Genomic DNA, 20480 nt, shown 5'->3' with positions numbered 1-20480 from the left:
GCAAGACCTGGAGGGCTTCGCCCATGATCGAGGCTCTGACGAGTCTGGCAGCGTTCATCGTTGCTATCAGCGTGCTGGTGGCAGTGCACGAATTCGGTCATTACATTGTTGGCCGCTGGTGCGGGATGAAGGTGCTGCGCTATTCGATCGGCTTTGGTAAACCATTGCTGACGAAAGTGGCCGGTAAGGACCAGACGGAATATTGCCTCTCTGCAATTCCCTTAGGCGGTTACGTCAAGTTTCTGGATGAACGGGAAGGGCCGGTCGACCCCAGTGATCAGGGCCGGGCATTCACTCACAAACCGGTACCGGCGCGAATCGCGGTTCTTCTGGCAGGACCTGCATTTAATTTCCTGTTTGCCATTTTGGCGTATTGGGCACTCTTTATTAATGGCGTACCGACAGTACGGCCAGCCGTAGGTGAAGTAACGCCAGCCTCGTACGCAAGCGAGGCAGGGCTGCGTTACGGCGATCGTATCCTGGCTGTCGACGGGCGTGAGGCCGCGGATTGGGAAGCGGTGCTGGTGACTGTGCTTGATCGTCTCGTGAGCAATGGCGAGGTGCAACTGGACCTTGAAGGCGATGACGGTTGGCAACGCTCGGCGACTTTGATCGTCGGCGAGAATCGCAGCCACCTGACCGAACCGGGAATGCTGTTCGAGGGTCTCGGCTTTCTTCCCTGGCAACCTCCCGCCATCATTGGTTCGGTTAGCGAAGACGGTGCGGCCCGCGCAGCAGGCTTGGAGCCTGGTGACCGTATTACCGGTATCGACAATCAAGCCGTTGCTACCTTCGGGGATCTGCAGCGTGTGGTTACTGAGCGGCCGGGCGCGACCGTTCCTGTTGATTACCAGCGGGACGGCGAGCAGCGGACAGTAGATGTAGTTCTTGGGCGCGTTGAAGAAGACGGTGTATCACGAGGGCTGCTTGGCGTTGGTATCGACAATGGCGCAGGTGATCACTGGTATGTCCGCAAGTACGGCGCATTGACCGCTGTATCGGAGGCGACCGCGCAAACGTGGGCGTCAACGGCCTTCACGGTCAGAATGCTGGGCCGTATGTTCACTGGCGATGTATCCGTCAAGAACATCAGCGGCCCTATTAATATTGCACAATACGCGGGCGATTCGGCTCAAGCCGGTTTAAACTCGTTTCTGCGTTTTCTGGCTCTGGTCAGTATCAGTCTCGGCGTACTCAATTTGTTGCCGGTGCCGGTACTGGACGGCGGCCAAATTGTGTTCCAGACGATTGAAGGCCTGAAAGGCAGTCCATTGTCGGAGCGCTCCCAGTTGCTGAGTCAGCAGGCAGGCATATTCGCACTGCTGTTGTTGATGACCTTTGCTTTTTATAACGACATTGCCCGACTTATAGGATGAAGTTTGTCCTGCGAAGACAAGCCCGGAACCCATTTATGAACTTAATTGCCCAATCCCATGCTCGTCGTCACATCGCGACTACTTTCATTGGTTTCATAATGCTAATGCTTGGGTCAATGACGGTGCAGGCAGAAGAGTTCAAAGTCGGCGATATGCGGGTGGAAGGCTTGCAACGCATTGCTGAGGGTACTGTCTTCAATTACTTGCCTATCAATGTTGGCGATACGGTTGACGATCTGCGCATTCAGGAAGCGATTCGTACTCTCTACGAACAGGAATTATTCGACGATATTGAAATGCGCCGTGATGGTACGACGCTGGTCGTGGCCGTTAGCGAACGTCCATCAATTGAGGACTTCTCGATCGAGGGCAACAAGGACATCAAGACCGAAGATTTGATGGAATCCTTGCGCGGCGTAGGATTGGCACGTGGTCGTACCTTTGATCGATCGGTGCTCGATAACGTGCAGCTGTTCTTACGCGAACAGTATTACGACCGCGGCAAGTACGCCGTCGTAGTTGACTCTGAAGTCGAGGACCGACCCAATAACACCGTCCGTATCAAAGTGACGGTGAAAGAAGGTGACCGAGCGCGGATCCGGCAGGTGAATATTGTTGGCAACGAAAACTTCTCTGCGGATGAGGTTCGAGCTGGTTTTACGCTTGATACAGCCAACTGGCTGTCGTGGTTACGGCAGGATGATCGTTACGCGAAAGAGTCACTTGAGGGCGATCTTGAGATTCTGCGTTCGTTCTACATGGATCGAGGTTTTGCCGATTTTCGGGTTGAGTCGACTCAGGTCGCGATCTCACCGAATCGCAAGGACATCTACGTCACAGTAAACATCCACGAAGGCGAGCGGTACACGATTTCCAACATCAAGCTGGTCGGTGACATGGTTGTCCCCGAAGCGTTGTTGCGCGCTTTCGTGTTGGCGCGGCCAGGTTCGATATTCAATTTGCGACTGCTGACTCAATCCAGTGAACTAATGTCGTTCCGACTCGGTGAAGAGGGTTATGCCAACGCCGAAATCGAACCCGTACCGGAACTGGACACCGAAAAGAAAGAGGTGTCAGTAACCTTCTTCATTAACCCGTACAGCCGAGTCTATGTAAGACGAATAAACTTCAACGGCATCGATGAAGTTGACGATGAAGTACTGCGGCGGGAGATGCGGCAGGCCGAAGGCGCGTATTTGTCGAACCGCCTGATCGATCGATCCAAAGTTCGTCTCCAGCGTTTGCCTTATATCGAGAATGTGGAAGTCGACAATTCGCCGGTACCGGGCAGTCCCGATCTGGTGGACGTGAATTTTGATCTCGAATACCGAATGCCGGGACAGTTCAGTGGTGGTGTTGGCTATTCAGAGTCGCAAAAATTGATACTGAACGGCAGTGTCGTGCATACCAACTTCCTGGGCACGGGCGATCGGGTAGCGCTGCAACTTAACTCCGGTCGCTATTCCAAATTGTACAGTTTGTCGCATACGGACCCTTACCGCGGGCGTAATGGATACCGACGCACAGTTGGTATCAATTATCGTGACATAACCCAGTTTACGTCCGGGTCGTCGGACTTTTCGACCACCAGTTCCGGTTTGACACTCGACTATGGCTACCCCATTACTGAGTTTCAGTCATTGAGTTTCGGCTTTAACTACCAGCGCGCCGAACTCTTGTCTTCGACGTCAAGTACCCAGCAGGCGCAGGATTGGGTTCTGAACAACGGTGACACATTCTTCGAGAATACAGGCACCGGTATTAATTTCTTCGGCACCAGCTTTGATACCCTTGAGCTGATTGCAGGCTGGACTTTTGACAGCAGGAACCGCAGTTTGTTTGCCAATCGGGGTAGCCGCCACCAGTTGGTTCTGGGTATGGCTGTGCCGGGCAGTGAAGTCGAGTATTTTACGGCACGTTACAATTTCACCAAGTACATACCGCTGTTTGGCCGCTGGACTGCGCGAATTAACTCAGAACTTGGCTACGGTGAGGCTCTGAACTCCACCACGGCTTTGCCCCCGTTCAAGCAATTTTACGGCGGTGGTCCTGAGTCTATTCGAGGCTATAAAGAGTCGTGGATGGGGCCGCGCGACAGTTTTGGCAACCCTTACGGTGGTAACGTGTTGGTTGCGAATCAACTTGAGCTTATAATTCCCCTCCCGGAAAAGTGGAGTGGCAAGACCAGGGCCAGCTTCTTCTACGATATCGGTAACGTGTTTAATACAGGCGAGGTCGCGTTCAATGACCGTTTGGGATCGCCGGTCAGCTATGAACCTGATTTTGATGAATTGAAGACCTCGGTGGGTGTTGCCGTGGAATGGTTGGCTCCACTGGGCTTTTTCCGCTTCAGCTATGCTTTGCCGTTGAACGAGACGACTGGCAATGACCGATTTTTCGGAGACGAAATCGAACGCTTTCAGTTCTCCATTGGCCAGGCATTTTAGGCCTGCTGATTTTTTTGAATTTCTTACGGAATGGATTGATATATGAGTTTTTTAAAGCAACATTTCACCAAAGCGCTGGCAGTCTGCGCGCTGCTGTGTGTCGTCGCCGTCCCGGCACAATCACAGGAACAGAAAATCGGCTTCGTCAATGTACCGCTGCTGATGGATCGTGCGCCCCAGACAAAAGCCGCAATGGATGCTTTGGAAGAAGAGTTTGCACCGCGGCAGCGTGAGATTCTCGCGAAGCAAAAGGAATACCAGGACCTGACCGAGAAAGTGCAACGTGATGTTGCAGTGATGGGCGAGTCCGAGCGCCGTAACGCAGAAAAAGACCTGCGCGACCTTCAACGCGAAGTTGTTCGACTGCAGAATGAATACCGTGAAGACGTTAACCTGCGTCGTAACGAAGAACTGGGCAATTTGCAGCGGTCTTTGTTGAAAGAAGTTCAGGACTACGCTCAAGCGTCCGGCTTTGATCTGGTAGTCGGTGACGGCGTACTGTTTGCGAGCAACGCAGTCAATATCACCGAAATGGTTCTTCGTGCGGTTGAAGCGAACTATCAAGCCGCCAATTAGTGATGGTCATTACGTAGGCCGGGCCAGCATCGCTGGCACGGTTTACGGCGGGAGATAGTGTTGGCAGTCAGCCTTGGAGAACTGGCGGCACAATTCGGTTGCGAGCTGAAGGGCGATCCGGCGACAACTGTCGATCGGGTAGCGACGCTGTCGGAGGCGACGGCAGGCAGTATCAGTTTTCTTGCCAACCAGATCTACCGCACTGTGCTTGCGACGACCGGGGCGACCGCAGTCATCTTGCGTCCTGATGATGCGGCGGATTGCCCCGTGAATACGTTGATCACGGACGACCCCTATCTTTGCTACGCCCGCATTGCGGCCGTATTGCATCCGCTGCCGAGCTACAGCGAAAGCGTGCATGCGAGCGCGGTTGTAGATGATTCTGCAACTATCGGTGCGGGTACACACATTGGTCCAAACGCCTGTATAGCCGAGAATTGCGTGCTAGGTGCTCGAGTCTACGTCGGTGCTGGCTGTGTTGTGGGAGCCGGCGTACATATCGGCGATGACACACGGTTGCTGCCCAATTCGACGCTGATGCATGGCGTCCAGATTGGCGCACGCTGTATCGTGCATCCGGGCGCGGTAATTGGAGCGGACGGTTTCGGCAACGCAATGAGTCGTGACGGTTGGGTCAAAGTGCCGCAAATTGGCAGTGTCGAAATAGGTGACGATGTCGAAATCGGCGCGAACACGACGGTCGACAGAGGTTCGATAGAAAATACCGTGATCGCCAACGGCGTGCGCCTGGATAATCAGATTCAGATAGGGCACAACGTCAGAATCGGCGAACACACGGCACTCGCCGCCATGGTAGGCATTGCGGGCAGCTCCGTGATTGGCAAGCGCTGCATGCTCGCGGGTATGTCTGGCCTCGTTGGTCACATTACGTTGTGCGACGATGTCGTTATCGGGGGTGCTACGATGGTCACGAAAGACATCACAACTCCCGGCGTATATGTCGCTAGTTTTCCGGCTGAACCCGATGGGGACTGGAAACGTCAGGTGGCAAGATTCCGGCGTCTGGGTGAGCTGACGAAGCGCGTCAGGCAACTCGAAAAAGGGAAATCCGACAATGAGTAATGACGCAACGGTTTTGGAAGCGACAGGTATCATGAAGTACCTGCCGCATCGCTACCCGTTCCTGCTGATCGATCGTATCGTGGCCTGCACACCGGGCGAGTCGATCACGGCGATCAAGAACGTCAGCATCAACGAGCCGTTCTTCCAGGGGCACTTCCCTGGCAACCCGGTTATGCCCGGCGTGCTGATAATAGAAGCGATGGCCCAAGCGGGCGGCGTCCTGTCGCATTTGTCAGATGCCGGCTTGAGTCCGCGACCGTTGTACTTCCTTGCCAGTGTCGATGATGCCCGTTTTCGCCGACCGGTTGTGCCGGGTGATCAACTGGAGTTCGTCGTGCGGACGGACAAAGTGCGGCGCGGTATGTGGCGATACGATTGCACGGCTACAGTAGACGGACAGGTTGCAGTCAGCGCCAAGATTCTGTGCGCACCCGGCAAATGATTCATCCGACCGCCATCATCTCCGCTACGGCGGTTATCGCTGACGACGTGCAGGTCGGCCCGTACTCGATCATCGGTGAGCAGGTAGAAATTGGTTCGGGTTGTCGGATTGGCAGCCACGTGGTTGTCAACGGTCCAACGCGCATTGGACGCAATAATCGTATTTATCAGTTCGCGTCCATTGGTGACGACCCGCAGGACAAGAAATACGCCGGTGAGCCGACCCGGCTGGAAATTGGCGACGGCAACACGATTCGCGAGTTTTGCACAATTAGTCGCGGCACAGTGCAGGACGAGGGTGTAACCAGCATCGGCGACGACAACTGGATCATGGCCTATGTGCACATTGCGCACGATTGCCAAGTCGGCAGCCATACGATATTCGCCAACAACGCTACGTTGGCAGGGCATGTGCACGTGGGTGATTGGGTCATCATGGGTGGCTTTTCGGGCATCCATCAGTTTTGCCGTGTGGGCGCACACGCATTCCTTGGCATGTACAGCGGCGCCAATCGCGACGTGCCGGCATACACGATGATCTCCGGGCAACCCGCATTGCCGCGTGGCATCAATAGTGAAGGCTTGCGACGGCGCGGCTTTTCCTCGGCACAAATTGGCAATATCAAAAAAGCCTATCGACTGCTCTATCGTCAGGGCTTGAAGCTGGCTGATGCGATAGTGGAAATCGAAAAGCTCGCAGAAGGGCTGCCTGAGATTGTTGTCTTGCTCGATTCGCTGCAGAAGTCGGATCGCGGCATCGTTCGCTAGGGTCAGGGATTTGCGAATTGGACTCGTAGCCGGTGAAGCATCAGGCGATCTTCTCGGCGCCGGGCTGATAGAGGCGTTGCGCGAACGGGTCCCGGGCATCCGCTGCGAGGGAGTTGCCGGCACGGCAATGCAACAAGCCGGTTGCGATGCCTTCGAAGAATCGGATGCACTGGCAGTAATGGGCTTGATAGAGCCGTTGCGGCATATTCCCAGACTGCTGCGACTGCGTCGGAACTTGGTTCGGCACTGGACTGCAAACCCGCCGGATGTCTTCGTTGGTATAGATGCGCCCGATTTTAATCTGGGGCTCGAACGGCGGCTCAAGGACCTTGGCGTACCGACGGTGCACTACGTGAGTCCGTCCGTTTGGGCATGGCGGCAGCGGCGAGTCCATAAAATTGGTCGAGCGACGGATAACGTGCTTTGCCTCTTGCCTTTTGAGCCCGATTTTTACGCTCAGCACGGTATTGCGGCGACGTTTGTCGGTCACCCACTTGCCGATCGCTTACCACGGGAAACCGATGCCCAAACCGTGCGGAAAGAATTGGGTATTAGTGCTACGCGCGTTGTTACTGTCATGCCGGGCAGCCGCATGTCGGAAGTGACCCGGCTCGGGCCGGTGTTTCTGCAGGCCTGTCAGCGCTTGCTGACTCGCTACGAAGATATTGCTTTCGTTACGCCGCTCGCGAGCCAGGCAACCCGCGCTTTATTCACTGAGCAACTAACGGCAGTGGGACTGAACGCACATTTTACTCTGCTGGATCGTCGTTCGGAGTCCGCAATTATTGCTGGCGACGTCGTGTTGCTGGCATCAGGAACGGCAGCGCTGGAAGCGGCGCTGTTGTGTCGCCCGACAATCGCTGCCTACCGGCTTGCGCCATTGAGCTATTTTCTGGCGAAGGCGTTGCGGCTGGTGAAGGTCCAGTATTTCACACTGCCCAATCAGTTGACGGAGGAGCCGCTGGTGCCCGAGTTCCTGCAGGGCGGGGTGACACCGGGGGCACTTGACGATGCTGTTTCGTCACTGCTGGACAGCGATGCGGAACGCGCACGCATTCGGCAAGTCTTCGCCGGGCTACGCGATCAGCTGGCGTGTGATGCGAGCGAACAAGCCGCGCAAGCGGTCCTAACGCTGGCGGCGCGAAGCACTGGTCGCCAATGAGTGGGCGTGCGTTGCTCGTCGCAGGAATTGACGAAGCTGGTCGCGGCCCACTTGCCGGACCTGTCGTTGCGGCGGCAGTAATTCTGCCAGCAGATTGTGCAATTGACGGTTTGACGGATTCTAAAAAACTGACAGCGCGGCGGCGCGAAGAATTGGCGCCAGCCATTAAGGAGTCCGCTATTGCCTGGGCGATTGCTCGCGCCGATGCGGCTGAGATCGACAGCCTGAACATCTTCCAGGCGACCTTTCTGGCGATGCGCAGAGCCGTGATCGGTTTGCGGGTCCTGCCGGATGCCGTAGAAGTGGACGGCAAACATTTGCCGAAACTGGAGTTCTACGGAAGGTCAGTTGAAGGACGAGCCATCATTGGCGGAGATGCAACGGTAGCCTCCATCAGCGCGGCGTCGGTACTCGCCAAGGTCGAGCGTGACCGCATGATGTGTCGGCTCGATGACGCATTCCCACAGTACGGTTTCGCGCAGCACAAGGGCTACGGCACGCGAGAGCACCGCGAAAGCCTTCTGAAGTTCGGGCCCTGTCCGCAGCATCGGCGCAGTTTCCGGCCATTGTCGGAGATGTTGTAGGCATTCCACGATTCGATTCCCCATCGTCTGGCTAAGGCTGATAAAATCATCGACCGCCCAACACAGGACTGTCCACGGCCGCGGCGCGGCACGAATACCGGATGAGCAAGCCTTTCGTACATTTGCACTTGCACACTGAGTACTCGATTGTCGACGGTACTGTGCGCATCCCTGCGCTGATGCAACGCTGTGAAGATACCGGCATGCCCGCGGTGGCGCTGACAGACCAGAACAATATCTTTGCGCTGGTCAAGTTTTACCGGAAAGCGCTGGCGCACGGTATCAAACCCCTGATTGGTGCTGATCTACGGATTCGCCGCGACGAGGATAGTGGTCTGTATGACGGTCTGGTGTTGTTGTGCCAGAACCAGCAGGGCTACCGGAATCTGACGACACTGGTCAGCCGCTGTTACCTGGAAGGGCAGTACCGCGGTGTGCCGATGGCGCGCCGCGAGTGGCTCAATGCGGAGAACTGCAGTGGCCTGATTGCCTTGTCCGGCGGCATGCACGGCGACGTAGGGCGTGCGCTGACGAACGGGCATGAAGACGATGCCGAGTCCATGCTCGACCAGTGGCTCGACCTGTTCGGCGACCGCTACTACCTGGAGCTGACCCGCACCGGCCGCAGCGGCGAGGCTGTCTGCATGCAGCGCAGCTTGCAGATTGCCAGCAAGCGAGGTGTTGCCGTCGTTGCTTCCAATGACGTGCGTTTCCTCGACGCGAGTGATTTCAATTCGCACGAAGCCCGGGTCTGTATTCACGACGGTCGAACACTGGACGATGCCAGCCGGACCCGCAAGTACAGTGCCGAACAGTACTTGCGTAATGGCGATGAGATGGCCGCGTTGTTCGCGGACGTCCCTGAGGCGATCAGCAACTCGCTGGAAATTGCCCGCCGTTGCAACTTAAACCTGACTTTGGGGCAGTCGGTCCTGCCGGCGTTCCCCGTGCCGGAAGGACAATCGACGGAAGAGTTTCTGCGGGCTGAATCGGAGCGCGGTCTGGAGCAGATGCTCGAGCGCAAAGTGCTGGCAGAAAAAACACCAAAGGAACGCCTTGAAGTCGTGGCGACACCGTATCGGCAACGCCTGGTATCCGAGCTGGATGTCATTTGCGAGATGGGTTTTCCGGGTTACTTCCTGATCGTTGCCGACTTCATTCGGTGGGCGAAGGAACAGGAAATCCCTGTCGGGCCCGGCCGTGGGTCCGGCGCGGGTTCACTGGTTGCTTATGTACTTGGCATTACCGACATAGACCCGTTGCAGTATGACTTGCTGTTCGAGCGCTTCCTCAATCCGGAGCGTGTGTCCATGCCCGACTTTGACGTGGACTTCTGTATGGAAGGGCGTGATCGGGTTATTGATTACGTGGCGGAACGGTACGGCCGGGAACGGGTTTCGCAGATCATTACTTACGGCACGATGGCTGCCAAAGCCGTTGTCCGTGACACAGGACGGGTGCTGGGTCACCCGTACGGCTTTGTTGACCGGATCGCGAAGCAGATTCCGTTTGAGATCGGCATGACGCTGGACAAGGCGTTAGAGCAGGAAGCCGAACTTGCGGCAATGTACAAAGACGACGACGAAGTGCGTGGCCTGATCGATCTGGCGCGTTCACTTGAGGGACTGGCCAGAAACGCGGGCAAGCATGCCGGTGGTGTCGTTATCGCACCCGGCAAGTTAACCGATTTCACGCCGCTCTATTGTGAAGAGGGCGGCGTGAATGTCGTCACACAGCTTGATAAAGACGACGTGGAGGCAGCAGGCCTCGTCAAGTTCGACTTTCTAGGCCTGAAAACGCTCACGATCATCGATTGGGCGGTACGCATCGTCAATGCGGGTCGTGCCGACAATCCGCTGGACATCGCCAGTTTGCCGATGGACGACGCGCTGACGTTTGAGCAATTGCGCGCGTGCAATACAACCGCAGTCTTCCAGCTTGAATCGCGTGGCATGCGCGATCTGATCAAACGCCTCAAGCCAGATCAGTTCGAGGACTTGATCGCGTTGGTCGCACTGTTCCGCCCGGGTCCTCTGCAGTCGGGCATGGTCGACGACTTCATTACGCGCAAGCACGATCTCAACAAAGCCGACATTGATTACCTGCACCCGGATTTGACCACTGTACTGGGGCCGACCTACGGCGTGATTCTGTACCAGGAGCAGGTCATGCAGATTGCCCAGGTGCTGGCCGGGTATACGCTGGGTGGCGCCGATCTGCTGCGCCGTGCGATGGGCAAGAAGAAACCCGAGGAGATGGCGAAGCAGCGCGAAATTTTTGTCGACGGCGCGACTGAGCGCGGCGTTGAGAAGGCCACCGCAACGCGCATTTTCGACCTGATGGAGAAGTTTGCCGGCTACGGATTCAATAAGTCGCATTCCGCCGCATATGCCTTGCTGTCTTACCAGACTGGTTATCTGAAAGCGCATCACCCCGAAGCGTTCATGGCCGCGGTGATGACGGCCGACATCGACAATACCGATCGCCTGGTCATGTTGAAGGACGATTGCCGGGCAGTTGGCAATCAAACCGCTACCACCCAACATCAATCGGTCAGCTTACGAATTTCGCGTCGCGGGCGAACGGCAAATCTTGTACGGTCTGGGTGCCATTAAGGGTGTTGGACGGAGTGCAGTCGAATCCATGATTCGGGAACGCACAGAGCATGGGCCGTTTTCGAGTTGCGTTGAGCTTCCGGCGGGGGCGCATAGACCTCGATCGCGTTAATCGTCGGGCTCTGGAAGCGATGATCAAGTCCGGTGCACTGGACAGCTTTGCGAATTCTCGCCGCGGTCTCATCGAACAACTGCCGGAAGCAATTCAAGAGTGCAGGCCAAGCTGCACGCGCCGCCGCCGCGGGACAGAATGACATGTTCGGTCTCGCCGGAGCGGCGACACCGGAGCCGGTCCCGGAAATCACCACGACCTTGCGGGAATGGGCTGACTTCGAACGGCTGAAGAATGAAAAGGAAGCGCTCGGCCTGTACCTGACAGGGCATCCGTTTGATGCCGTGCGCGGTGACGCCGGGTACTTTGTCGACGGACGTCTTGGCTGACATCGGCTCGGAGCCCGCACCGCAGAGTAACGGCGAACGGGAAATTTTGCGCAGGCCCGTCGCGAAGTGACGGTGGCGGGCCTGATTATGGATATTCGCAAGCGCGGTAATCGCGTGACGGTCGTGCTGGACGACGACACCGGTCGGCTGGAGTTGTCTCTGTTCGGAGAGGCGTTCCAGGAGTTTCGTGACTTATTGGCCAAAGACGAGATCGTTGTAGTCTCAGGCGGTTTGCGATACGACGACTTCAGTGCGAGCTGGCAAGTCAATGCCAAGAATATTTTGCCCATCGATCGGGTTATTGAACAACGTGCTCGCAGTATGATTCTGCGATTGCAGCCGAACGGGCAGGGGCAAAACATGCTCGCCCAATTGCACGATGTCTTGTTACCGTACAGGAAAGGGCAGTGCGACGTTGCCGTGCAATACACCGGCGCCGGCGCGCGGGCTCGGCTCTCGCTGGGTGCCGACTGGAATGTGCGTCCGAGCAGGGAGTTACGCGACAAACTGATCGAGCTATTGGGGCGCGACAGCGTGCGACTGCTCTACGCATCCAGCCGGGAAATGATGTAGAGTTCTTGGTTTCCGGCGCTTGCCGGAGCTCGGGTTGGAGCTTTGAGGGTTCCCGGGGCAATGAATCAGTAACGTTTGTACAAGGCCAGTATGGATTTGAAATTCCTGGAATTTGAACAGCCGATTGCAGAGCTGGAAGCAAAAATCGACGAACTTCGCTTCGTGGGTGATGACTCTGAGATCAATATTTCGGAGGAGGTCGCGCGTCTCAAGAACAAAAGCGAGACGCTGACCAAAAGCATCTTTTCGAAACTGAGTGCCTGGCAAATTGCACAACTGGCGCGGCACCCGATGCGACCGTACACGGCCGATTATCTGCGCATGCTTGCGCCGGATTTTCAGGAGCTGCACGGCGACAGAATGTACGCTGACGACCCGGCGATCATCGGCGGTATCGGTCGTATTGATGGTCGCGCAGTGATGTTCATCGGTCACCAAAAGGGCCGCGATACCAAGGAACGGGTGCGCCGAAATTACGGTATGCCGAAACCTGAGGGCTATCGCAAAGCGCAACGGCTCATGCGTATGGCCGAGCGATTTTCTCTGCCTATTGTTACCTTGATTGATACACCTGGTGCTTACCCCGGGCATCGGTGCAGAAGAACGCGGGCAAAGTGAGGCGATTGCGTACAGCTTGTACCTGATGGCCGGACTGCGGACGCCTATCGTCAGTATCGTCATTGGCGAAGGCGGCTCTGGCGGAGCGCTCGCTATCGGTGTCGGTGATCGCCTGTTGATGTTGCAGTACGGCGTGTATTCCGTCATCTCCCCCGAAGGTTGCGCAACGATCCTGTGGAAGAGTGCTGAAAAAGCCGAAGATGCGGCGGAAGCCATGCGGATCACCGCTGCGGATCTGAATGGTTTTGGGCTGGTGGACGAAGTCTTGCAGGAGCCGCTCGGAGCGGCGCATCGCGATCCTGAAGCGATGGCAGAGGTCATGCGCAACGCACTGAACAAGCACCTCGCGGATCTCGACAAACTGGATAAAGACAAGCTGGTCGAGGAGCGACGGAAACGCATCGCAGGTTTTGGCCAGTTCAAAGAAACCTGATCTGGCCGGCCGGCCGAGCCAGGCTGTAGCAAGCCGTGCCTTTGAATAGCGCAATCTTTCGCGAGCAGCTCCGTTCCTTCGGAGACAACTGTGGTCGTCCGAATCGGGTTCTCGTGGCATGGAGTGGTGGCAGGGACTCCACGGTGCTCCTGCACTTATTGCGTGGGTGGGCGAAAGACGCTGGCACCGACGTAATGGCGTTGCATGTCAACCATGGTCTGCAGCGTCGCGCCGATGATTGGCAGGCGCAGTGCGAAGCTCACGCCAGCGAGCTGGGCGTGGCACTGAAGAGTTTTCGGGTAGTCGTCAACAACGAAGGTCTTGGCCTTGAGGCCAGTGCACGGACGGCACGTTACGCCACTATGCAGTCCGCCATGGAGCCGGGTGACTGGCTATTGACGGCTCATCACGAAGACGATCAGGCGGAAACCCTGATGTTGAATTTGCTGCGCGGCAGCGGCATTCGAGGACTGCGCGGCGCTGCCGTGTGGCGTCAGTTCGGCCCCGGTTTTTTAATTCGGCCATTGTTGCATGTCTCCGGGCAGGCCATTGCCAACTACGCGGCAGAACACGACCTGGTCTGGATCGACGACCCTTCAAACGCGGATGAGCGCTACGATCGCAATTACTTGCGGCGGACGGTCTTGCCGGCCTTGCACACCCGCTGGCCACAGGCAGCGCGCTCGTTGTCGCGCAGCACTGCTCACGTCACCGAGGCTGCCGGTCTGTTGGACGAGCTGGCGCGCAGCGACATCGAGCTGTGCGGCAGTCCCGCGCGTTTGTCTATCGCCGCGATGACTACTTTGTCCGCAGCACGACAGCGCAACCTCGTGCGTGCGGCTTGCCATGCACTTGATCTGAACATTCCGCCGTACCATCAGTTGCATGCGATTCAGAACGAATTGCTCAATGCCCGCAGTGATGCCAGCCCATTGGTAAGCTGGCCTGATGCTGAGGCGCGCCGTTACCGGGATAGTCTCTATCTGTTGCCGACGACAGCAAAGTTGCATACTCCGAGCGTCGTCTTAGGTTGTGACCAGCCGAGTGTCGTATTGGCACAGCAGCAAGGTGTGCTGTCGCTGAAATGGTCAGAGTCGGGTGGTATTCGCGAGGCAACCGTAGCGGCTGGCTTGCAGCTTCGGTTCCGCCAAGGGGGCGAACGCATTCAGCCTGCGCGCGACAGTAGCCGGCGACGACTGAAGAGTCTTTTACAGGAGGCGGGCATCGTTCCGTGGATGCGCGATCGGATTCCACTTTTGTTCGCCGGTGAAGAACTGGTCGCTGTGGGAGACTTGTGGATCGCGGCTGAATTTCAAGAACCTTCTGGTTTTAGCGTGAGTTGGGAACAAAAGCCGGCATTATTCTGACGTGGGCGCCGTAGCGCTCGTTGTTATAAATTGGCCGTTCTGATAACTTGCAACACCGTCTTTAATCAAACGACGGGTCGTACACAGGACCCCCTTCAGGGGTGCCGATCGGGTTGGAGCGAATCACCGCGCATTACAGCAGTCAGGCGCGGCGTTTTGGTCTGACCCGTTGTTATTTCCCGCGCGTGTACCCACAGGGTTCGTTCATGACATCGTATGTTTTCATCACCGGCGGCGTGGTGTCCTCGCTCGGTAAGGGCATTACTTCTGCCTGCCTGGGCGCTATTCTCGAATCGCGCGGCTTGTCCATCAGCATGATCAAGCTGGATCCGTACATCAACGTCGATCCTGGCACGATGAGCCCGTTTCAGCACGGCGAAGTCTTCGTTACCGACGATGGCACCGAAACCGATCTCGATCTCGGGCACTACGAACGCTTTGTGCGCACGACCACCGGTCGCAATAGCAATTTCACGACGGGCCGAATTTACGAAACGGTCATAGGCAAAGAGCGCCGTGGCGACTACCTGGGCGCGACGGTGCAGGTCATTCCGCACATTACCGATGAGATTAAGGAGAGCGTCAAACGCGGCGCAGGCGATGCGGATATTTGCCTCGTCGAGATTGGCGGTACGGTAGGCGATATCGAATCGCTGCCGTTCCTTGAAGCAATTCGACAGATGGGTGTTGAGCTTGGACACGACAAAGTGGTCTACGTCCATCTGACGCTTGTGCCGTACATCGCGACGTCGTCTGAAATCAAAACCAAGCCTACTCAGCATTCGGTCAAAGAACTGCGCTCCATTGGTATTCAGCCCGACATACTGGTTTGTCGTTCCGAGCAAATGCTGCCAGCGGAGCAGCGGCGAAAAATTGCGCTCTTTACCAATGTGTCAGAGAAAGCCGTGATTTCGGCTATCGACGTCGATGATTTGTACAAGATTCCGGCATTGATGCAGGCGCAGGGTCTGGACGAAATTGTCGCGACTCAGCTAAAACTCGAGTTGCCGGAATCTGACCTCAGCGAATGGTCAGAAATCGTTAAGGCGAAGTTGAACCCGGAAGCCGAGGTCAATATCGCCATGGTCGGCAAGTACGTGGACTTGCGCGATGCCTACATCTCGCTGAGCGAAGCCCTGTTGCACGGCGGTATCCACACCCGAACACGCGTCAATATTCATTATTTCGAGTCCCAGCAAATAGAGCAGGACGGCACTGACTGCCTGCAGGACATGGACGGGATTGTCGTACCCGGTGGGTTCGGTGATCGTGGTGTCGAGGGTAAGATCAAAGCCGTCAATTATGCCCGATTGAACAAGGTGCCGTACCTCGGTATCTGCCTGGGCATGCAGGTGGCCGTCATTGAAGCTGCACGAAACCTTGCCGGTCTTAGCGGTGCGCACAGTACGGAATTTGACCGAACAACCTCGCATCCGGTTGTCGCATTGATCACTGAATGGCAAACGGGCAGCGGAAAATTTGAGGAGCGTAGCGAACAATCGGACCTGGGCGGGACCATGCGCCTCGGCTCGCAGCAGATAAACCTGCAACCCGGGTCGCAGGCAGCGAAGTCGTACGGCAGCGAGATCATTCACGAGCGGCACCGGCATCGCTATGAAGTAAACAACAATTACCGGCAGCCGCTTGAAGAAGCAGGCATGGTCTTTTCCGGTCTTTCAGTCGATGACCTCGTCGAAATGGTCGAAATACCCGATCACCCCTGGTTTGTCGCCAGCCAGTTCCATCCAGAGTTCACGTCGAACCCCCGTGACGGACACCCGTTGTTCACCGGCTTCGTCCTGGCGACCCGCGCACACCGCAGCGGCCTGATGCCAAAGGCAGCAGAAGCATGAAGCTGTGTGGCTTCGAGGTCGGTGCAAAGGAACCGTTGTTTCTGATCGCTGGCACCTGTGTTGTGGAAAGCGAAGCCATGACCATCGATACGGCCGGTAAGCTGCAGGAAATTACCCAGGAGCTGGGGATACCGTTCATCTATAAGTCGTCGTTCGATAAAGCCAACCGCAGTTCCACTGGCAGTTTTCGCGGGCCGGGCATGGAAGAGGGCCTGCGCATACTGGGTGAAGTGAAGCGCCAGCTGCAGTTGCCTGTATTGACCGATGTACATGAAGACACGCCGATGGACGAAGTTGCGTCGGTTGTCGACGTGTTACAGACGCCGGCATTCTTGTGTCGACAGACCAATTTTATTTTGCGGGCAGCCAGTGCTGGAAAGCCGGTGAATATCAAGAAAGGGCAGTTCCTGTCGCCGTGGGAAATGCAGAACGTTGTCGATAAGGCGCGTACCACGGGCAACGAGCAGATCATGGTGTGCGAGCGCGGGTTCTCCTTTGGTTACAACAACCTCGTGTCGGACATGCGCAGCCTTGCTGTGATGCGCGGAACCGGCTGCCCGGTGGTCTTCGATGCTACGCACTCGGTGCAGCTGCCCGGCGGCAAAGGATCAGTATCGGGCGGACAACGAGAATTCGTGCCGGTGCTCGCGCGTGCGGCAGCCGCAGCGGGTGTCGCTGGTGTGTTCATGGAAACGCACCCAACGCCCGACACAGCGCTCTCGGACGGCCCAAATGCGTGGCCGCTCGCCATGATGCGGGAACTGCTCGAAACACTGCTAACGATCGATCAGGCTGTCAAACAGCGCGGATTCCAGGAAGCGGAATTCGGGTTGGGCGTTACGGCAGACAGCTAGCTCAGAATTTTACCCACGATCCCCGCCGGGACGAACTAGAACAAGGCAGAACGATGATCCAAATTACTGATATTCATGGCCGTGAAATACTCGATTCGCGGGGCAACCCAACGGTAGAGGCGGAAGTGCGTCTGGCGGACGGAACTCAGGCCCGCGCCGCCGTGCCATCCGGTGCGTCAACCGGTACCCGAGAAGCGGTTGAACTGCGGGATGGCGACAAGTCACGGTACCTCGGTAAGGGCGTTCGTAAAGCCGTTGCCAATGTTAATGGCGTGTTGCGTGACACCTTGCTCGCGCAAGAGTTTGCGGATTGTCGTGCAGTTGATCAGTGCATGATTGATTTGGACGGCACGGACAACAAAGGCAAACTGGGTGCGAATGCGTTGCTTGCCATTTCGTTGGCTACCGCTCACGCTGCCGCGCGTTCGGCCGGTTTGCCGCTGTACCGTTCGTTGGGTGAAAGCTCGACCATGCCGGTGCCGATGATGAACATCATTAACGGCGGTGCGCACGCCGACAACAACGTCGATATCCAGGAGTTCATGATTCTCCCGGTTGGCGCGCCTAGTTTTAGCGAGGCACTGCGTTATGGCGCCGAAATTTTTCACGCACTGCGCGGCGTTTTATCGTCGATGGGTTTGAATACGGCGGTAGGCGACGAGGGTGGCTTCGCGCCGGACTTGCCCTCCAATCAGGCCGCGCTTGACACCATTATGACCGCCATTGAGAAAGCAGGATTTTCCTGTGGCAAGGACATCGTGCTGGGGCTGGACGTGGCGAGCTCCGAGTTCTACACCGACGGCCGTTATCGCCTCAGTTCTGAAAAACGGGACTTCGATGCCGCGGGTTTCACTGATTACCTTGCGGGTTTGGCTGATGCGTACCCGATTGTGTCAATCGAAGACGGTATGGACGAAAGTGACTGGGATGGCTGGAAGTTACTGACAGAAAGACTTGGATCGCGGGTGCAGCTTGTGGGTGACGACCTGTTCGTGACCAACACCGCTATCCTCAAATCCGGCATTGATCGGAAGATTGCAAATTCTATATTGATAAAACCCAACCAAATCGGTACCTTATCGGAAACTCTTGACGCGATTACTATGGCGATCGACGGCGGCTACACGGCTGTGATTTCGCACCGCTCCGGGGAAACGTCTGACAGCACGATTGCCGACATTAGCGTCGGTACGCGAGCGACCCAGATCAAGACCGGTTCATTGTCGCGCTCGGATCGCATCTCCAAGTACAACCAGTTGTTGCGTATCGAGGAAGAGTTGGGCGGCAAGGCCAGCTACGCGGGCCGAGCCGGGTTTAATGTGACGCTGCCTGGCTGATCGCCAGGCTAACGGGGCGATCGATACACTGACATGCGCTGGGTAATGTACACACTGATGGTCATGACTATCGCTCTGCAGGGCCAACTGTGGCTGGCCGACGATGGCTATCGGAAGACCCGGAATCTGTCATTGGCCGTCGCCGAGCAACGCCAGCAAAACGAGGAGCTGCGTGAACGTAACGCAGCACTTGATGCTGAAGTGCTGAACCTTAAGAACGGACGGGCCGCCGCCGAAGAGCGGGCCCGTACCGATCTTGGCATGATCGGCAAGAACGAGACGTTTTTTCAGGTTGTGCCCGCGCAAGACACCGCTCGTCACTGATACCGACCTGAACACGGTGCCATCCCCACAACCCTATCCGTTGCCAGACTGGCGACGAGCTGGCGGCTTGCCGTCAGTCACCGCAACCATTCGTTCGCAGCCAGAAGATTTTCGGGTCAGCGAGGTCATGGAGCTTGAGTTTTCGGGCGCTGGTGAGCATGACTGGTTGTTGCTGGAGAAAACCGGCAACAACACCTTGTGGATCGCCAAGCAATTAGCTCGTTTTGCCGGCATTCCGTTGCGCGACGTCGGGTATTCGGGACTCAAAGACCGGCATGCCATCACGACGCAGTGGTTCAGCGTCCGGCGTGCACGGGGGCAGGAGCATGTCTGGACGGATTTCACACTGGATGGCGTGGTCATGCTCGAATGCGTTCGGCATTCCCGCAAACTGCGCCGCGGAACTCACCGGGCAAACCGCTTCGATCTGACCTTGAGAAACGTCATAAATGACCCACGACCGGCATTGGAGCGCATAGCCACTGCTGGTGTGCCGAATTATTTTGGTGAACAACGTTTCGGTCATGGCGGCGGCAACGTGTTGCTTGCGCGCCGGTTGTTCGCTGGTCAACGCTTGAAGAGAGAACAGCGTTCGCTGGCGCTGTCGGCGGCACGCTCACTCATATTTAACGACGTGCTCGATGCACGGTTGGCAGCAGGTAACTGGAATCAATTGTTGCCCGGTGACATCGCAAGCCTCGAGGGCAGCAACAGTCACTTTCCTGTCGATACGGTGGACGAGGTTCTCGCCGAACGATGCCGCCAGTTTGACGTGCATCCAAGCGGTCCTATGTGGGGTCGCAACGGACAGGCCGACGCGCGGTCTGGCATCGAGCAGGAAGTGCTGGCACGCCACGGTGAATTTGTGACGGCGTTGGAGCGGCACGGCGATGCAGCGCGGCGGTCACTACGGCTTATGATTCAAGAGCTGGAGTGGGATTACTCGGGCGATTCAATGAGACTGCAATTCACCTTGCAAAGCGGCTCTTTCGCGACCGCCGTCTTGCGTGAAATAGCGGTTTATAACGACGGCAGCCGCGACTCAGCCGTTGCGTAGCAGCACGTAAACCGCCCCAGTACCGCCGTCTACCTGGCGCGCGGATGTAAATGCGAGCACCTCCCGCCAACGACGTAGCCAGCGATTTACCTTTACTTTCAGTACCGGTCCGCCAAGACCGGAGCCGTGACCTTTGCCGTGCACAATTCGCACGCAACTGAGGTTGTCGCGCACGCTGTCCCTGATGAAAGCCTGTAATGCTGATTCGGCAACCGTCGCGGTCATGCCGTGCAGGTCGATTTCTGCCTGCACGCTGTAGCTGCCGCGTGCCAGGCGGCGCAGGGTGCGTTGACCGATTTCCGGACGCCGGAACTGCAAGCGTTCACCGGCGCCTGCTTCGAGATCCTCGGGATTCCCGAGCAGGCTTTCGGTCAGCACGTCGTCTTCGTCGCGGCGCCGGAAACGGGCGCGTGGCGCGGGACGCTTGCGCTCAGGCTCGACGTAGCTCGTGTTGAGCGGCCGCGTACCAGCGACAGCGCGGCGAAATAGCGCAGTTTCGTCCTCGTCACCGGAGGGTGGTTTGTCGCTGTGATCGTCGTTCATGGCTACCGGAGCAAAGATTAATTCAGCT

Annotated in this window: 15 protein-coding genes and 2 pseudogenes; 16 read left to right on the top strand and 1 reads right to left on the bottom strand. The window is 56.9% G+C overall.

Features of this window, described 5'->3' with window-relative positions; all coding sequences use genetic code 11:
• Positions 1 to 23 precede the first annotated feature (23 nt).
• The 16 genes and pseudogenes from rseP (at position 24) to truD (ending at position 19909) form a co-directional block, all read left to right on the top strand.
• Entirely contained in the window at positions 24 to 1376 is a 1353-nt protein-coding gene (rseP, locus tag AC0L8N_RS01600; protein ID WP_473665822.1) for an RIP metalloprotease RseP, read from the top strand.
• 35 nt (positions 1377 to 1411) lie between these two features.
• Positions 1412 to 3823, top strand: a complete 2412-nt coding sequence (gene bamA / locus AC0L8N_RS01595; protein ID WP_473665821.1) for an outer membrane protein assembly factor BamA — start codon at positions 1412 to 1414, stop codon at positions 3821 to 3823.
• 42 nt (positions 3824 to 3865) lie between these two features.
• A complete protein-coding gene (locus AC0L8N_RS01590; protein ID WP_473665820.1) occupies positions 3866 to 4399 on the top strand; it encodes an OmpH/Skp family outer membrane protein in 534 nt (177 codons plus the stop codon).
• A 60-nt stretch (positions 4400 to 4459) separates the two neighbouring features.
• Entirely contained in the window at positions 4460 to 5482 is a 1023-nt protein-coding gene (gene lpxD, locus AC0L8N_RS01585) for a UDP-3-O-(3-hydroxymyristoyl)glucosamine N-acyltransferase (protein ID WP_473665819.1), read from the top strand.
• Positions 5475 to 5924, top strand: a complete 450-nt coding sequence (gene fabZ / locus AC0L8N_RS01580) for a 3-hydroxyacyl-ACP dehydratase FabZ (RefSeq protein WP_473665818.1) — start codon at positions 5475 to 5477, stop codon at positions 5922 to 5924. The genes lpxD and fabZ overlap by 8 nt, the downstream gene beginning before the upstream one ends.
• Positions 5921 to 6691 (top strand): acyl-ACP--UDP-N-acetylglucosamine O-acyltransferase, encoded by a 771-nt coding sequence (gene lpxA / locus AC0L8N_RS01575; RefSeq protein ID WP_473665817.1) that lies wholly within the window; start codon positions 5921 to 5923, stop codon positions 6689 to 6691. Before fabZ ends, lpxA begins: the two co-directional genes overlap by 4 nt.
• Before the next feature lie 10 nt (positions 6692 to 6701).
• A complete protein-coding gene (gene lpxB / locus AC0L8N_RS01570) occupies positions 6702 to 7853 on the top strand; it encodes a lipid-A-disaccharide synthase (RefSeq protein ID WP_473665816.1) in 1152 nt (383 codons plus the stop codon).
• Positions 7850 to 8437, top strand: coding sequence for a ribonuclease HII (rnhB, locus tag AC0L8N_RS01565; protein WP_473665815.1), 588 nt, complete (start codon positions 7850 to 7852; stop codon positions 8435 to 8437). Before lpxB ends, rnhB begins: the two co-directional genes overlap by 4 nt.
• A 101-nt stretch (positions 8438 to 8538) precedes the next feature.
• A pseudogene (gene dnaE / locus AC0L8N_RS01560) lies at positions 8539 to 12066 on the top strand (DNA polymerase III subunit alpha).
• 90 nt (positions 12067 to 12156) lie between these two features.
• Positions 12157 to 13117 (top strand): annotated as a pseudogene (locus AC0L8N_RS01555) (acetyl-CoA carboxylase carboxyltransferase subunit alpha).
• Between the two features lie 41 nt (positions 13118 to 13158).
• Positions 13159 to 14484: a tRNA lysidine(34) synthetase TilS gene (gene tilS / locus AC0L8N_RS01550; RefSeq protein WP_473665814.1), complete on the top strand. Its 1326-nt coding sequence runs from the start codon at positions 13159 to 13161 to the stop codon at positions 14482 to 14484.
• Between the two features lie 206 nt (positions 14485 to 14690).
• The gene (locus tag AC0L8N_RS01545; protein WP_473665813.1) at positions 14691 to 16337 is read left to right on the top strand and encodes a CTP synthase; all 1647 of its coding nucleotides are present in this window, start codon (positions 14691 to 14693) and stop codon (positions 16335 to 16337) included.
• Positions 16334 to 17191 carry a 3-deoxy-8-phosphooctulonate synthase gene (gene kdsA, locus AC0L8N_RS01540; RefSeq protein WP_473665812.1) on the top strand — a complete coding sequence of 286 codons (858 nt, stop codon included), beginning with the start codon at positions 16334 to 16336 and terminating at the stop codon, positions 17189 to 17191. The genes AC0L8N_RS01545 and kdsA overlap by 4 nt, the downstream gene beginning before the upstream one ends.
• Before the next feature lie 53 nt (positions 17192 to 17244).
• Entirely contained in the window at positions 17245 to 18528 is a 1284-nt protein-coding gene (gene eno, locus AC0L8N_RS01535; protein WP_473665811.1) for a phosphopyruvate hydratase, read from the top strand.
• A gap of 33 nt (positions 18529 to 18561) precedes the next feature.
• Complete coding sequence (locus AC0L8N_RS01530) at positions 18562 to 18852, top strand: septum formation initiator family protein (protein WP_473665810.1); 291 nt, start codon at positions 18562 to 18564, stop codon at positions 18850 to 18852.
• Positions 18853 to 18868: 16 nt separating this feature from the next.
• On the top strand, positions 18869 to 19909 hold the full coding sequence (gene truD, locus AC0L8N_RS01525) for a tRNA pseudouridine(13) synthase TruD (RefSeq protein WP_473665809.1): 1041 nt from the start codon (positions 18869 to 18871) through the stop codon (positions 19907 to 19909).
• On the opposite strand, the gene AC0L8N_RS01520 is transcribed toward truD, so the two are convergent.
• Positions 19895 to 20452 carry a Smr/MutS family protein gene (locus tag AC0L8N_RS01520; RefSeq protein ID WP_473665808.1) on the bottom strand — a complete coding sequence of 186 codons (558 nt, stop codon included), beginning with the start codon at positions 20450 to 20452 and terminating at the stop codon, positions 19895 to 19897. The genes truD and AC0L8N_RS01520 overlap by 15 nt on opposite strands.
• Positions 20453 to 20480 lie beyond the last annotated feature (28 nt).

The sequence above is a fragment of the Woeseia sp. D3-10 genome, assembly GCF_055809415.1.
The sequence above is the reverse complement of the archived record's forward strand: the minus strand, read 5'-3'. Positions and strand labels throughout refer to the sequence as shown.

Excerpts from the sequence above, each read along its gene's own strand:
- rseP (WP_473665822.1), top strand. The coding sequence starts at position 24 with ATGATCGAGGCTCTGACGAGTCTGGCAGCGTTCATCGTTGCTATCAGC.
- bamA (WP_473665821.1), top strand. The coding sequence starts at position 1,412 with ATGAACTTAATTGCCCAATCCCATGCTCGTCGTCACATCGCGACTACT.
- AC0L8N_RS01590 (WP_473665820.1), top strand. The coding sequence starts at position 3,866 with ATGAGTTTTTTAAAGCAACATTTCACCAAAGCGCTGGCAGTCTGCGCG.
- fabZ (WP_473665818.1), top strand. The coding sequence starts at position 5,475 with ATGAGTAATGACGCAACGGTTTTGGAAGCGACAGGTATCATGAAGTAC.
- lpxA (WP_473665817.1), top strand. The coding sequence starts at position 5,921 with ATGATTCATCCGACCGCCATCATCTCCGCTACGGCGGTTATCGCTGAC.
- rnhB (WP_473665815.1), top strand. The coding sequence starts at position 7,850 with ATGAGTGGGCGTGCGTTGCTCGTCGCAGGAATTGACGAAGCTGGTCGC.
- AC0L8N_RS01545 (WP_473665813.1), top strand. The coding sequence starts at position 14,691 with ATGACATCGTATGTTTTCATCACCGGCGGCGTGGTGTCCTCGCTCGGT.
- kdsA (WP_473665812.1), top strand. The coding sequence starts at position 16,334 with ATGAAGCTGTGTGGCTTCGAGGTCGGTGCAAAGGAACCGTTGTTTCTG.
- eno (WP_473665811.1), top strand. The coding sequence starts at position 17,245 with ATGATCCAAATTACTGATATTCATGGCCGTGAAATACTCGATTCGCGG.
- AC0L8N_RS01530 (WP_473665810.1), top strand. The coding sequence starts at position 18,562 with ATGCGCTGGGTAATGTACACACTGATGGTCATGACTATCGCTCTGCAG.
- AC0L8N_RS01520 (WP_473665808.1), bottom strand. The coding sequence starts at position 20,452 with ATGAACGACGATCACAGCGACAAACCACCCTCCGGTGACGAGGACGAA.